The organism is Leptospira paudalimensis (genome assembly GCF_026151345.1).
In the GTDB taxonomy this organism is placed as follows: Bacteria; Spirochaetota; Leptospiria; order Leptospirales; family Leptospiraceae; genus Leptospira_A; species Leptospira_A paudalimensis.
The window spans coordinates 2948826-2962961 of record NZ_JAMQPR010000001.1 but is presented as its reverse complement, the minus strand read 5'-3'; the positions used below and the strand labels follow the sequence as shown (position 1 = coordinate 2962961).

Annotated in this window: 14 protein-coding genes; 4 read left to right on the top strand and 10 right to left on the bottom strand. The window is 38.8% G+C overall.

The genetic code is table 11. The features are described 5' to 3' along the window. Position 1 precedes the first annotated feature (1 nt). The 6 genes from ND855_RS13670 to ppk1 all read right to left on the bottom strand — a co-directional run bounded on the left by ND855_RS13670 (position 2) and on the right by ppk1 (position 7113). On the bottom strand, positions 2-1009 hold the full coding sequence (locus ND855_RS13670; RefSeq protein WP_100726132.1) for an efflux RND transporter periplasmic adaptor subunit: 1008 nt from the start codon (positions 1007-1009) through the stop codon (positions 2-4). 1 nt (position 1010) lies between these two features. Further along, the gene (locus ND855_RS13665; protein ID WP_265358785.1) at positions 1011-2429 is read right to left on the bottom strand and encodes a TolC family protein; all 1419 of its coding nucleotides are present in this window, start codon (positions 2427-2429) and stop codon (positions 1011-1013) included. Between the two features lie 97 nt (positions 2430-2526). Further along, on the bottom strand, positions 2527-2904 hold the full coding sequence (locus tag ND855_RS13660) for a hypothetical protein (RefSeq protein WP_265358784.1): 378 nt from the start codon (positions 2902-2904) through the stop codon (positions 2527-2529). A 256-nt stretch (positions 2905-3160) separates the two neighbouring features. Next, a complete protein-coding gene (locus tag ND855_RS13655; protein WP_265358783.1) occupies positions 3161-3502 on the bottom strand; it encodes a hypothetical protein in 342 nt (113 codons plus the stop codon). A 109-nt stretch (positions 3503-3611) separates the two neighbouring features. Further along, positions 3612-5024: an FAD-binding oxidoreductase gene (locus ND855_RS13650; RefSeq protein WP_265358782.1), complete on the bottom strand. Its 1413-nt coding sequence runs from the start codon at positions 5022-5024 to the stop codon at positions 3612-3614. Positions 5025-5034: 10 nt separating this feature from the next. Further along, positions 5035-7113: a polyphosphate kinase 1 gene (gene ppk1 / locus ND855_RS13645; RefSeq protein ID WP_265358781.1), complete on the bottom strand. Its 2079-nt coding sequence runs from the start codon at positions 7111-7113 to the stop codon at positions 5035-5037. A 91-nt stretch (positions 7114-7204) separates the two neighbouring features. Here ppk1 and fliD point away from each other — a divergent pair, with 91 nt between their 5' ends. Together fliD and ND855_RS13635 are read left to right on the top strand one after the other, a co-directional pair. After that, complete coding sequence (gene fliD, locus ND855_RS13640; protein WP_265358780.1) at positions 7205-9127, top strand: flagellar filament capping protein FliD; 1923 nt, start codon at positions 7205-7207, stop codon at positions 9125-9127. After that, positions 9124-10086, top strand: coding sequence for a hypothetical protein (locus ND855_RS13635; protein ID WP_265358779.1), 963 nt, complete (start codon positions 9124-9126; stop codon positions 10084-10086). Before fliD ends, ND855_RS13635 begins: the two co-directional genes overlap by 4 nt. On the opposite strand, the gene ND855_RS13630 is transcribed toward ND855_RS13635, so the two are convergent. Next, entirely contained in the window at positions 10083-10298 is a 216-nt protein-coding gene (locus tag ND855_RS13630) for a hypothetical protein (protein WP_265358778.1), read from the bottom strand. The two genes, ND855_RS13635 and ND855_RS13630, sit on opposite strands and share 4 nt — an antisense overlap. Before the next feature lie 94 nt (positions 10299-10392). On the opposite strand from ND855_RS13630, the gene ND855_RS13625 reads away from it, so the two are divergent. Continuing rightward, positions 10393-11217 carry an HAD family hydrolase gene (locus ND855_RS13625; RefSeq protein ID WP_265358777.1) on the top strand — a complete coding sequence of 275 codons (825 nt, stop codon included), beginning with the start codon at positions 10393-10395 and terminating at the stop codon, positions 11215-11217. Here the strand turns inward: ND855_RS13625 and ND855_RS13620 are convergent. Then, complete coding sequence (locus ND855_RS13620; RefSeq protein WP_265358776.1) at positions 11191-12042, bottom strand: class I SAM-dependent methyltransferase; 852 nt, start codon at positions 12040-12042, stop codon at positions 11191-11193. The two genes, ND855_RS13625 and ND855_RS13620, sit on opposite strands and share 27 nt — an antisense overlap. A gap of 110 nt (positions 12043-12152) precedes the next feature. Here ND855_RS13620 and dapF point away from each other — a divergent pair, with 110 nt between their 5' ends. Next, a complete protein-coding gene (dapF, locus tag ND855_RS13615) occupies positions 12153-12995 on the top strand; it encodes a diaminopimelate epimerase (RefSeq protein WP_265358775.1) in 843 nt (280 codons plus the stop codon). A gap of 35 nt (positions 12996-13030) precedes the next feature. Here the strand turns inward: dapF and ND855_RS13610 are convergent, their stop codons facing one another. Both ND855_RS13610 and ND855_RS13605 read right to left on the bottom strand, forming a co-directional pair. Further along, entirely contained in the window at positions 13031-13753 is a 723-nt protein-coding gene (locus tag ND855_RS13610; protein WP_265358774.1) for a lysophospholipid acyltransferase family protein, read from the bottom strand. Between the two features lies 1 nt (position 13754). Beyond that, positions 13755-14045, bottom strand: coding sequence for a hypothetical protein (locus tag ND855_RS13605; RefSeq protein WP_265359407.1), 291 nt, complete (start codon positions 14043-14045; stop codon positions 13755-13757). Positions 14046-14136: the final 91 nt, after the last annotated feature.

The following is a 14136-nucleotide window of genomic DNA, read 5'->3' as shown; positions in this document are numbered from 1 at the left end:
CTTAGAAACCAAAACTGAGACCTTTTAACAATATGGAACCTTGAATCGCTACTTTTTCACCAGGAGAAAGTCCTTCGATGATGTTCACTCGTTCTTTTGTTGAGATTCCCAAAACAACTTCACGTCTTTTGAATGTTAATGGTTTTTCTTCGACAAACACGTAGTTTTTACCTTCAACAGTCACGATTGCTGTATAAGGTAATACAACACTATCTCCACCAGTTTGTTCAGGGAATTTTACAACACCAAACATACCTGGTTTTAATCTGTATTTTTCGTTCACAACGATGATACGCATTTTTGCAGTTCTCGTTAATGGGTCTACGTTATCTCCAATCGCTTCAGCAGTTCCAATAAACTCTTCATCAGGGAAAGAGGCAAAAACCACTTTTACTTTTCTTCCTTTTTTTAATGTTGAGATTTGTGATTCAGGAACATCAGTAATGATCCATGCTTTTAAACTTCCTGCAGTACTTAACTCACTTGGATTTAATCCTTGCGCACGAAGTTTTCCTTCGAATTCTGCGAGTTCCGCTGCATCGTTACCAGCATCAGTTTCAGATTCTACCAAATCTTTTTCTGTAGCAACTCGGTGAACAAACATATCTTTGATACGATTTAAGTTTTTATTGGACCTGTGGAGTTTGTTCTTTGCATGGACATAACCGACATACAAATCGTTTAACTCTGCTGATTCGAAGAGAATGATTCTTGCTCCATTACTAACTGAAGGAGAAGTGGAAGCAATAAGCCTTGCAGGTGCTTCTAAACTTACAAACTCTCCACCACCACCAATGACGGTTGATCTAACGATCTCAAGGCCTGGACTGTTGGGTTTAAATTCAATTCGTAATCCATCATCAAAAACTTCAGCTTTTTCAGGATGTTTGTGAGCAGGTTTTGCACTTTTGGAAAACACCAAAAACAAAACAGCGATAACAATTAATACAACTCCAGAAATCAGGAGGATTTTTGCTTTTTGATTTAACGATTTTAAGGTAACTAACATTTTATTCCTCAGATTTTGGATAAGTTTGGTTTTCGGACTTGGGGATGAAGATTCCTTTTCCCACGGCATAATTTACATTTTCAATGGCTTCCATACGATCCGTTTGGAGTTTTAACATCTCAACAACACTGGATCGGTATGTTTCAAAGAAGTCTGCGAACTCGAGGATCGTGATGTATTTCTTTTCATAACTCATAATCATATCTAAAGATAAACTCCCGTAATCCTTGATATAAGCATCGATGAATCGTTTGTATAAAGCGTCTTTGATTCGAGCAGATTGGTAAGCAACAGCCACTTCGTTTTCTACTTCCAAGATATTGTTTTTTAGTTCTTGTTTACGAACTAAAATTGCTTTTTCCGCTGCTTGGATATTCCCTTGGTTTCGATCAAATAATGGAACTGTTAACTGTGCAGTGACTCCCCAATAATTTTGAAAAGCCGTTCCTCCTCTGTTATATACAGGACCAAAGGATAAATCAGGAATGGCATTTGCATATTGGAGTTCTAGATTTGCTTCCTCATAACGTAATGTTTGTAATGCTTTTTTAAGGTCAGGTCGATTCTCACGTGCGATCTCAACTAAATCTTCGAGTTTTACATTATTTGGAACAATTGAATCCAAATGTTTTTCATTGATTTTAGGAGAAAATTCAACTCTTGCATCACGAAAAAAATCATCATTTAATAGGATTTTTAATTCTGCTTCTTTTTCGTAGACTTTGATTGCTAAGTCTTCTCTCTCTTTTTTAAGAAAGAATAATAAAGCTTTAAGACGTAAGTGTTCTGCTTGTAAGAGAGCTCTTCGTTTGTAAGCGAGTTCAGAGGACTCTACTGTTTTTTCAATAGAAGCTATACTTTGGTCATAAAAAACCACTGCCTTTTTATAGAAGTAAATTGTATAAAACGTTCTTCTCAGTTTTGTAATGAGTGCTCTGGTTAAGTCATAAAATTCTTGTTCAGAAATTTTAGCATTTAGTTCAGCAACTTTAACTCGTTTATCAATTTTACCACCTAACAAAAATACTTGTTGTACTTGGACAACAGATTGGCCCGAACGAGTTGTATCAAAATACCTCTGTGTAGGTTCAGCATAAATACTTTGGTCAATAGCAATGTTTGGGTTTGCATATAACCCTGCTTGTAAAATTCCAGCTTTTTTAACATCAATTTGGAACCGAGATGCAATGAGGAGTAAGTTGTTTTTCCATAATAATGATTCAGCGGTTTCTAAATCAATATCTCTGGTGTATTTTTGGTCATCTGGATACAGACTAGATCCAAGGGAAGACCTTGGGTTTTCATCCGTTAGTTGTCTCCTGAGAGCCTCACTTGCTTGTGCGACTTTCATTTCTTCTGAAAGAATGGATGTCACAAACAGAAGGGAAAGGTAGATGCCGATTTTGTAATAAACGTTCATAAGGTACCAAATTTTTTAAATTCTTGAGTGCATCGAATATAGGTATACCATCCTTGTTAGGTGGTCTACTTCCGGATTCGTAAGTGCCGAAAAAGGTTTAAGCGAGAGAAGTAGGGGGAGGAATGTTGAGTAATAGAGAAGATAGTAAATTGGGAATTAAGATCCCGATAGAAAGTAAGTCAATATAAGAGATGATTAAATCTTCTGAGAGAGTATAGTTTTTGTACTCATTGATAAAATCTAAAAAGTCAGCGCGTGAACGGCTTAAGGTAGCATTATCATCAATCGAAGTGATCTGAGGTACATCAATTGTAGTGTCCTCTGGTGCCTCTAAGGCATTGGCATAGGATTTTTTGATCTGTTGGAGATTCGCTTCAAAGTATTCGGAAACTGCGTCTGAGGTGCTATCAAATGGGAAACCAACGGTTGCCACAAGTAGCAGTGCAATCAGTTTGTTTGACCAGTTTCCCGTCATAATGTCCACATATTCCTACCGAAGTCTATACTCAATCTTTTAATCGGTGCCAAATTTGTAGAATGTGCAATGGATTTCACATTCTGCGCAATTGTTAGTGGATGGGACGAAATAGAATGTAAAAAAAAGACTGCCCAGAGCGCGAAACCACTCTGGTACAGTCGGTTAAGTTTTGGCAAATGAGAAACAATTCTAATGGAATAATAAAAACACCCTGTGCCCCTAACGGGACACAGGTTAAAGCGGTAGAGAGGAGTTATACGGGTGGAGGTAAATTTAGATATTGGTCAGAAAGGAGCTTTGAATTCCATTGTGTGGCTTCAAATGGTTCTTGGGTGACAGCGAAGGCCCAAAATCCAGTGATTCCCTTTCCATTCCAAGTGAGGATGTCTTCTAAATCTTTTGTGCCAGTCCCTTCTTCTGAAGTTGTATTTTGGCTCACAAGGAAATGAGATCCCGAAAGTTGGGATTTCCCTGTCACTCGGCTGGATTTTGCCCCGCGAGTGCGTACCAAAACATTTTCTTCCGAAAGGAATGCACTGCCCAGAGAGATTGTTAGGAGAGTGACTCCCATGATTTTTGTAATCTTTCTGAACATAGCTACAGTTTAGACCATCTCTGATTAAAATCTAGCATTTTTTTGGCCTTTGCTTACCAAATAAGCAGAACGACCAAAAAAAATATCCGATCGACGGGTTTGTTTGTGTTTAGAGCACTTTTCCTGGGTTCAAAATCCCTTTGGGGTCAAAAGCCAATTTGATCGCCTTCATGGTATCCAATTCCCCTTGGGAACGTGAAAACCCCAAATAGTCTTTTTTGAGGAGACCAATACCATGTTCTGCAGAAATGGATCCTTTGAATTTTTGAATGAGTTGGAACATCTCAGGGTCCACTTGTTTGCATTGTTTGAAAAATTCTTCATCTGAGAGGTCTTTCGGTTTCACTATGTTTAGGTGAAGGTTTCCATCTCCAATATGACCAAAAAGGGCAATGGAAAATCCTTGGTATTTTTGGGAAAGTAAGGCGGTCATTTCCCCTAAAAACGCCTCCATATTTCGGAGTGGGAGGGAAATATCATTTTTGTGAACCGTATACGCAAGAGAAAGTGATTCAGAAATTCCTTCTCTATATTTCCAAAATGTTTCGTTTTGCCTTGAGTTTTGAGCAATAGAACCATCGGTGATGAGTTCTTTTTCCGTGATGGATTCTAAAATGGAATAGAGTTTTTCTTCATCGGTTTCATTGTTTACTTCGAATTCCATTAGCACATAATATTTGCTAGGTGTCTGGAATGGATCTGGAACACCTAAATGTTCTTTTACTTTATCCAAACAATAATCGGTTAAAAACTCAAACGCTAACAAAGGTAAATCGAAGTTATGTGTTTCTTTGAAAATTTCCAAAATGTTTTTGTATTCTGGAACTGCTAAAAAGATCACACGGATGTCTTTTGGTGGTTTGGTGAGTTTGACAACAGCTTCTGTGATGATACCAAGAGTACCTTCCGAACCGATGAATAAATGTTTTAGATCATAACCTGTATTGTTTTTTAAAATTTCACCGTTAAAACGAAAAACTTCACCTTTTCCTGTAACGACAGTTAGTCCTAAGATCCAATCTCGGATGAGTCCATAACGTACAACTCGAACACCACCAGCGTTTGTTGCAATGTTTCCGCCGATGTGGCTTGATCCCGTTGCAGCAAAATCGACTGGGAAATAAAACCCTCTTTCTTCTGCTTCTTTGTGAAGGTTTTTTGTGATCATCCCAGCTTGGATGTGTAAGGTGCCAAGAAAAGGATCGAAGTCCATCACTTGGTTCATTTTGGACATTGAAATGACAATTTCCCCGTCCTTTGCAACAGCACCACCAGCGTAACCAGTCCTTCCACCGGAAGGGACAATCGAAATTCCATTTTGGTATGCATAAGAAACTATAGATGCCACATCATCAGTCGATTCAGGGAACACTAATACTTGGTAATTTGGAGGGTATACTTTTGTCCGATCGATTCCATAAGAATCGAATAAGGCATCATCCATGGTTCCATCGTTTTTTTGGATGACTTTTTTTTCTCCAATGAGTTTCCCTAGTTCTGTTTTTGTTTTTGTAAAATCCATTTTGGTTCCTTTAGATATCTACCATATCAATTTGTGAGTTCACAGCAGGATCATCATCACCTGGAGTGAGTCTCGTATAACTTCCGTCTGATTCCAATACACGCGCTTGTGTATTGTCTCGGAGGAGTAATTCTAGTATTTTTGCGATTCGTTTTTTGTGTTTGTCTTGTAAGATCGGAAACATCACTTCAATTCTGCGTAGGAAGTTTCTTGGCATACAATCTGCAGATGCTAAGTAAACTTCTGGTTTTCCACCATTTTCAAAACTATAAATCCTGGAATGTTCTAAGTACCTACCAACAATCGAACGAACGTTGATACGATCGGAAACACCTGGAATTCCCGGACGTAAACAACAAATTCCTCTGATAATCAAATCGATTTTTACGCCTGCTTGGGATGCTTCATAAAGTTTTAAAATCACATCTGGGTCAACAAGAGAGTTCATTTTGAAAATGACTCGAGCCTGTTTTCCTGATTTTGCGTTGTCAGTTTCTCTTTGGATGAGTCGTAAAAATTCTTCTTTGAGAAAAGTAGGTGCTGCATAAATTTTAGAGAGTCTAGGCATTTTGCCTGAACTTGTGATTGTGTTAAAGAGAATGGCCACGTCTTCTGTGATCTCAGGATTTGCTGTGAACAAACTAATGTCTGTGTAATACCTTGCTGTTGTAGAATTATAGTTCCCTGTTCCAAGGTGGACATAACGATTCAGTTTGTCTTCTTCTCTACGAACAATGAGTAACATCTTACAATGGATTTTGAGACCAACAACACCATAAACAACATGAACACCACTATCTTCTAATTTTTTTGCCCAACGTATGTTTCTTTCTTCATCAAATCGAGCTTTTAGTTCCACAAGTACGGTTACCTGTTTTCCATTCTCAGCTGCTTCACCTAAGTATTGTATAATGGGGGAATCTCCAGAAGTTCGATACAATGTCATTTTAATCGCAAGGACTTTTGGGTCTTGGCTTGCAATTTTTAACATGTCTTCTATCGATTTAAAACTTTCATATGGGTGGTGGAGTAAGTGATCGTTTTTGCGAATCTCAGAAAATATCGATTCACTTTTTTTGGCTGCAAAACCAGATTTTGGAACTGGATACGAATACTTTAAATGGCTTGTTTTTTCCAAACTTTGGAAAAACATCATGTCGTTTAAACTAAGTAAGGTGGGAATCTCCATTACTTGGTATTCTTCGAGTTCCAATAAACCCCGGAGTAGTTCCTTGATATGGCCTGCACCTGAGTGGACATCCAAACGAACAGCATCTCCCCACATTCTGTTTTTTAATTCGTTTTTCATTGTGGTGAGAAGGTCACCAATGTTTTGTTCCTCATTGATTGAGATATCTGCATCTCTTACAATCTTAAAGGTATGGATTTGTTTTACGTTCATTCCATAAAACAAATCACCTAAGTGGAGTTTAATGATTTCTTCTAATGGAAAATACCTTCTAGTATCACTTTCTAGGTTCGGAGGTAATTGCAAAAATCTAGGTAATACACTTGGCACCTGGACAATCGCAAACAGTTCCTTAATTTTGTTTTTGTCATCATCTGAATACAATGTGATCCCTAAATTCAGGGTTCGATTGAGAATATGGGGAAAAGGGTGGGACGGATCAATGGCAAGTGGAGTGAGAATGGATGATACTTCGCGTTTGTAATAATTTTTCACAAACTGAATGTCATCACCTGCAAGTTCACTTGGATCTTGTACGACCACAATTTTGTTTTGTTTTAATTCGACTAAAATCTCATCGAGAGATTCGTATTGTTTTTTAACAAATTGGCCAACTTTAGAATAAAGTTCTGCGATGGTTTCTGATGTTCTTTTTCCATTCAGGCTTTTTTCTTCAATTCCCGCATTTTTCAAATTGAGAAGTCCCGCCACACGCACCATAAAAAACTCATCCAAATTGGATTCAGTGATGCATAAAAATTTTAGGCGTTCTAAGAGTGGATTTTCTTTATCAAAGGATTCTTCGAGTACACGGTAATTGAAGTCGATCCAGGAAAGTTCGCGGTCGAAAAAGATATTTTGGTTCCCCATTTCTATTTTTTCTGTAGGGTTAGCAGTCATAATTCTAGGATTTGGGAAGGAAAAAATTCTGTAAATTCCTAATCCTTTTGTAGAATTCGACGACACTAGATTCAGAGGGATTTGGGACGATATGCCAGCATACACCATGCCGGGTCTGATGACCGGGCAAAACACAAACGATATCGTTAAAAAACTGGTCGAATTGGAACGCCGGCCCATCAAACGTTGGGAAACCGAAAATGAATACGCCAAAATGCAGATTCAGATTTGGGGAGAGGTCAAAAATCTAACTACCAACTTACAAACCAAAACCAGAGCCCTTGTTTCCTTTACAGCTCCATTTGCTACCAAATCCGTGTCCTCTTCTGTGGAAGGAGTGATCACTGGGGAAGCATCACGTGCTGCCAAGTCGGGAAATCGCTCACTTGAAATCATTGAAATGGCAAGTAAACACCAGTTATCTGGTGTAGAAATTGATACAGACATTCGACTTCCTGAAGGAAGTTTTACCGTGTATTCTGGTAAATCCAAAGAGACAGTGACTTTCCCAGGTGGAGGGTTATCCGAACTAACGAGTGCCATTAAGAATATGGCAGGTACTTTAGTTGAAACTTCCATCATCAAAATTGATAAAGACTCTTCTATTATTACATTAACATCCGTTAAAACAGGTAAAAAAAATGAACTTCAGTTTTCAGATCCAAATGGAATTTTGAAACTTGCTGGACTTGTTGGCGAAAATAAAGCCGCTTCAGAAGATACCAAACAACTTCTTTCCCTCGATGGTACAAAGGCCAAAGTTTGGGACTTATCAAAATTTAAAAAATCTGAATTAGAGACAGAAAAAATCGCACAAACGGAAGAAGGAATTTTTCTAAAACCAGACACCGCATATACAATTCCCATTGCAGTTACCGAAATCAAAGAACGTGCTTATCTGGAAGTGGAAGTTGTCGGGGAAGCTCCTGCTGTCATGGAGATGGGAATGAGTTTTGAGAAGGAAGGGAGTGTGCGTAATAAATTCCTTCCCATTAACAAAACAGAATTAAAGTATATTTTCCAAGCAGGTGATTTTGCGAGTGATAAAAATCTCACTGGAATCATTGTTTCCAATTCTGCCACAACACCAATCCAAATCAAATCGGTAACACTTGTCACTCCCCAAGCACCTGGGACCGCAGAACCTGTGAAAGTGTTACAAGAAGCCAAAGATCTCAAAATCAAAATTGATGGAGTTGAGATCACACGAGAAACCAATGATGGCATCGCAGATGTATTGGAAGGAATCTCATTTAATGTGCATAAGGTGACAGAAGAACCTGTTACTTTAAAAATCCATGTCGACCATGCCAAAGGATCTGCCCTCATCAAAGAATGGGTAGATGCTTATAATGATTTGATGAAGTTCTCCAAAGAAGTAACTTCGGTTGAGAAAAATGGAAAAATTTCAGATAAAAAAGAAAGTGATGATTCTAAAGCCGCTGATATTTCCAGAGATTTTTGGGATAATAAATCCAAATCGGGGCTTCTGGCTGGTGAAAACTCAATTTTACGCCTCATCGCTTCCTTGAAAACAACAGCTAACTCGTATTATCCTGCCACTAAAGAAAACGGGTTCCGTGTTTTGACAGACATTGGGATTTCCACAGGTGCTGTTGGATCTAACTGGGAAAAAATCCAAGATGGTTTGTTACAAATTGACCAAGAGAAACTGATAGCTGTTCTATCTGAAAACCCAGATGGAGTTAGGGATTTATTTGCATCCGATCGGAATAATGATGCGAAGATGGAAGAGGGAGTTGGGATCAGGCTTCTCGAGATTCTAAAACCTTATAACCAATATGCTTCTGGTATTGTGACAAGTAAGGTAAAACTCTTAGAAGAGAGTGTTGCTGGAAATAATAAAAAAATCAAAGAACATGAATCCCATCTCATTAGCTTTGAAGCCAAATTAAAACAAAGATTTCTCTACATGGAACAAGGTGTAGGAAAAAACAAATCAGTTGGGAACTATTTACAGAATAATATGTTTAGAGGGAACGGTGGAGAATGATGAATATTTATATCAATGAACAACAGTTAGATACTAAATTGGATGGAGAAACCAACCTCGGCCAAGTGTTCGATCAAATTCAAAAATGGATCGAATCAAATGGCAAATATTTACGTCATTTCACCGTGAACGGAAAAGAATTAAATAGGTCTGACCTTGACTCTGTTGGCATTGAAGATACAGAACGATTGGATTTGTATGTTGGTGAAGAATTGGATGTCATTGAGGATAGCCTCGTCGAAGTAGACAATTACGTAGACAAAGTGGGTTCCACTCTTGTGGGACGTGACTCTTTAACGGAAAAAGAAGCTGAGGATTTAAAAGAAGGGATCCCTTGGATCATTTCCATGATTCGTACGACAACGAAACTTCTCAACCTCAATTTAAATCTCATCCAACCAATGGGAAAAGGAAAAAACGTAGAAGAAATTCTCGAATCCTTACACAACGGGTCACTCGTTCTAGATTCCACAAAAGCAATCGAATCGTTTTTAGAAGACCTTCGTGATGTAAAATTGTTTTTGATGGATCTTAGCACTAGGCTTGCTGTGATGCGATTGGATGAATCCGAACTGATTGAAATCATTTCTAAATTTGTGGACCAAAAAGATAAAGTGATCAAAGACTTTATGTTAGTGAATGAAAACTTCCAATCAGGAAAAGATCATTTAGCCTCAGAAATTTTAAATGATGCAGTGGGTCGTTTAACGGGTCTTATGTCGGCACTGGTTTCGATCCAAACTCGTCATACTGAGTTAAATTGGCAAGAACTATCGTTTGAGGATAAAAAACTTTCTGATTTGGTTGGCCAATTGAATACGACTCTTTCGAACATAGCTTCAGCGATGGAAAAAAATGATATTGTATACGCTGGTGATATTTTGGAATACGAACTTCCTGAGATTCTAGAATCGTTAGTACCGTTTCTATCTTTAGTGTTAGAGAAAGTAACCGTTTAGTTTTCTTCTTTTTGGGGGATTTGGTTGGAAAGCCATTTCCCCAATCCAAATAAGATCCCTACACAAAAGACAACACTCCCCCATATCAGATTGAGATTCCAACCTAGGGATTTTGTATACATGGGATCTCCATCCGTGATAAATCCATATCCAAATAAAATGGAACCAAGTAAAAGGAATAAGGTTGCGAGGATGGATGATAAGGAAATCATCCCACGATTCTATTTAAACTTTCACAACATGACAAGCCATAAATCCTTCTCAAACCGTTGACAGAATCGAATATTTTCGTTTTAACATTCAGATATGGCATTATTTCTAGATTTAGATAATACAATTCTACCCTCTAAAGAAGCGTATGCACACGCAATTGAAAATTGCGCAAAGGATTGGCAAGAGCAAATGTTAGGCGGGAACTTTTTAGAGTTGTATGATCTTGCTAGAAAACAAGTTAAATCTCAGCTCAAACACCATAGTTCGAATCGACTGCGATTGTTATGTTTTAAGTTGATGTGGGAGATGTTGGGGAATGGGTTCCAAACGAAAGATATTGATGGCGTATTCTGGATGGAAGACCGGTATTATTTTCATTTTCTTTCCTATTATGCAGAAGAAAAAAAGAAAGAGAAATACCAAAACTCCTTATTTCCCCTGTTAGTTTCTCTCTCAAAGGAATTTCCCATTTACCTCACAACGAATGAAACCCTTCGCACACAGTTACTTAAGGTCCGAGGATTTTTACCGGATGAGTTTCGTTTTACACTCATCACATCTGAAGAAGTTGGTTTTGAAAAACCAACAAAAGAGTTCTTTCAGTATGTGATGGAAAAGGCAAACGAAGATCCAAAGGATTGTATTTTACTCGGCGACAATTGGGAAGATGATATCCTGGGAGCCAGTTCCCACGGAATCTCAAGCATCCATATTCCAAAGATGTGGGGAGAGGGAGAGGAGGTGAATGTTTTGAGTGTAGAAGAAATCTCTGCCATTCAGAAAGATCGGAACTCCAAACCCAATACAAATCAGGTAGATCTAGATACGAATGCCCAGCCTATTACAATTTGGAGGGCATCCAATATTATTTCCGGTCTAACGTTTGCTAGGTCATGGCTTTTTCAGCGTCAAAAATAAAGTGTTGTTCCAGTTGATGGTTTTGAAGCTGAGTGCAAACACAAGTTTGGTGAAGTAATAATACGCGAGTTTTACATACACTGCCAGTTTACTTTTACTCCCTGATACAGAAAGGATTGGCATAAGAACTTTGTATTCGGGTTTTGTGAATCCACATTGTTTGCCAAGTTCTGCTAAGGTGGACATTTTGTAATTGTTGACATGGTCTTTCGCTTCTAAGTAATGTACACCTTCCTTCATTCCTTTTAACTTCACCTTCAAATTGGCTTTTGTTAATTGGATCGGGAAATTGGGAGTTTGTAAAAATAAAACTCCACCAGGTTTCAGAAGTCCATGTAAGTAAGTGAGAAGCGAGTGTGGTTTCGGAATGTGTTCAATCACATCCCAAAGTGTGATGATATCAAAACTTTCTTTTGGGAGTTTGGAATCTTGTACAAGTCCTGCATACACAGTCTTCATGCCATTCTGTTCGTTGGCAAATTTGACAGCTTGTTTGGAAATCTCATAACCAACGGCAGTCCAACCTGGTTTTTCAGTCAGGACTGCTTTCACAAAAAATCCCAACCCACAACCTACATCCAAAAGATTTCCTTTGGATTCTCCTAGATAGGTTTTGATGAAGTCAGCATAGACAGCTCTATGAGCGTTGTCCCACCATTCCAAATCATATGTTTGTTCTGCGCCGTCCCAATACCCTTCGTAGTGTTCTTCTTGTTCATAAGAAGAATAGACATGACCACAATTTTGGCATTCCAAAATGGGAGTTCCATTTTCATTGAAAACAGTTTTGGACTCGGTTGATTGGCAAAGGATACAAGATTTCATGTTCGATTCTGTCAGTCTAATCCTTGGGAACAAGGGTCAAACTAAAAATCCTTGATAGAACTTGCCAAGGACACTGACCAAAAAATCATTGGGTGATAAGAGAGGAACAGATGAAAATCAACTTCACCAAAATGGAAGGGATCGGAAACGACTACGTATACATAGATGCTACGAAAAATGACATCCGACTCACACCAGAACAAATCCAAAAACTATCCGACCGTAATTTTGGGATCGGTGGCGATGGAGTGATTTTCATCCGTAATTCAAATTCCGGCGAATTCCAAATGGATATGTACAATTCCGATGGAAGTTCCTCTGAAATGTGTGGTAACGGAGTCCGTTGTGTTGGTAAATTTGTGTATGACCATGGTCTTACCAAAAACCAAAAACCAACCATCGAAACGGGAAAAGGTGTTCTCACTTTAGATTTAAAAACCGGTACGAATGGAAAAGTCGAAATGGTGACTGTGGATATGGGCGAACCCATTCTCAAACCTTCACTTGTACCAATCGTTTGGCCAGGGGAAGAACCTGTGATCAACCAAGAGATCGAAGTCCAAGGGAAAAAATATCGTTTTACTGCTGTTAGTATGGGAAACCCTCATTGTGTGATCTATGTGGATGATGCCGATGCTTTTCCCGTTAGAGAAATTGGACCCATCATTGAAAACCATCCACTGTTCCCAAGACGAGTGAATGTGGAATTTGTATCCGTTAGAGGAAAAGACCATCTTTACCAAAGGACTTGGGAACGAGGAACAGGTGAAACCTTGGCTTGCGGTACAGGGGCTTGTGCAGTGACGGTATCTTCCATTCTCAATGGGAAAACCGGACGATCTGTCCGCATTGACCTAAGAGGGGGAACCCTCCATGTAGAATGGAAAGAGAATGGATCAGTGATGATGACAGGTCCAGCCAAAGAAGTGTTCTCGGGAGAAGTGGAAATCTAGGGAATAACAAACAATTGAACCCAACTTGGGTTCGATTATTTCTTTAAATAATCTACTTTCTGTAATTCACCCATGCGCCGTTTTGTTTCTTCTGAAACGGCCACCATACCTTTGTCAAGCGGAAGGTGAGCATAGTTCTCATACTTGATGACTTCACCAAAGACCACATTGATTTTTTTATACACTACTCTACGTTTGATATCACACACTTCTTTTGGCATTCCCATAAAGGCACGAACAAGTGGTGGGATCGGGTAATTAGTGATGGTTTCTTCTTCTGGAATGATGACAGAAGGAAGGATGTCCACTTTGTTACGCAAACTAAACGCAGCAAACCCAGAGTGGAATTTAGCTAGGGGAGCAGAAAAATCATTCTGCACCATATAATCATGTCCTTCTGGAAAAATCCCAAGCACATCTCCATTTTTAAAAACCTGTTGTACCTTTTTGATACTGGCCATGGAAATGTTTCCATCGATGGCCATAGGAATGGTTCCTGTTTTTTCCACGAAGTCTTTGAAAAGAGGAATCCTTGTGGTATATTCGGCGGCGATCCAAGAGATAAACCTCGGAAACACAGATCCAATCACAAAGGGATCCATATCACTTCTATGATTACATGTGAGGATAAGTTTGCCTGTTGGGACAATGTTATGGTAACCGTAAACCGTTGTGTTCACAGCCAAATTAAAAAACGGAGTGACAAACTTTTTGATGTTCTCGACGTTTTTTTTGACTTGGTCTACGGTATTTTCCATTTCAATCTCCTAAAATTTTTTGCCACCAAGATTTAGTGTCATTCCCACTACTTGGTTTTCTTGGTTCTGCGTTTGGATTTTCTCCACTCAATTCTCTTGGGTCATTTGTAGGAGCATTTGGCATACGTCTTTTCCCAACATGGGGGCTTGGCACGGTACGTTTGATTTCCTCCAATTCTTTTTGAGCAGAAGCATTGGACTTAATAAAGGCGCGGATTTCATCCCATTGGGGATCAAAATCATTTCCATACATGGCATAATTCATTAGATCAATACGATCAAAATCGGGCATGTTCAAGATTGAAAGTGATGCCCTAACAAATTCAATCCAATTTTTATTTGGGCACTCTAGAATGAGGGAGGCCAATTCCGAAAATAATAAG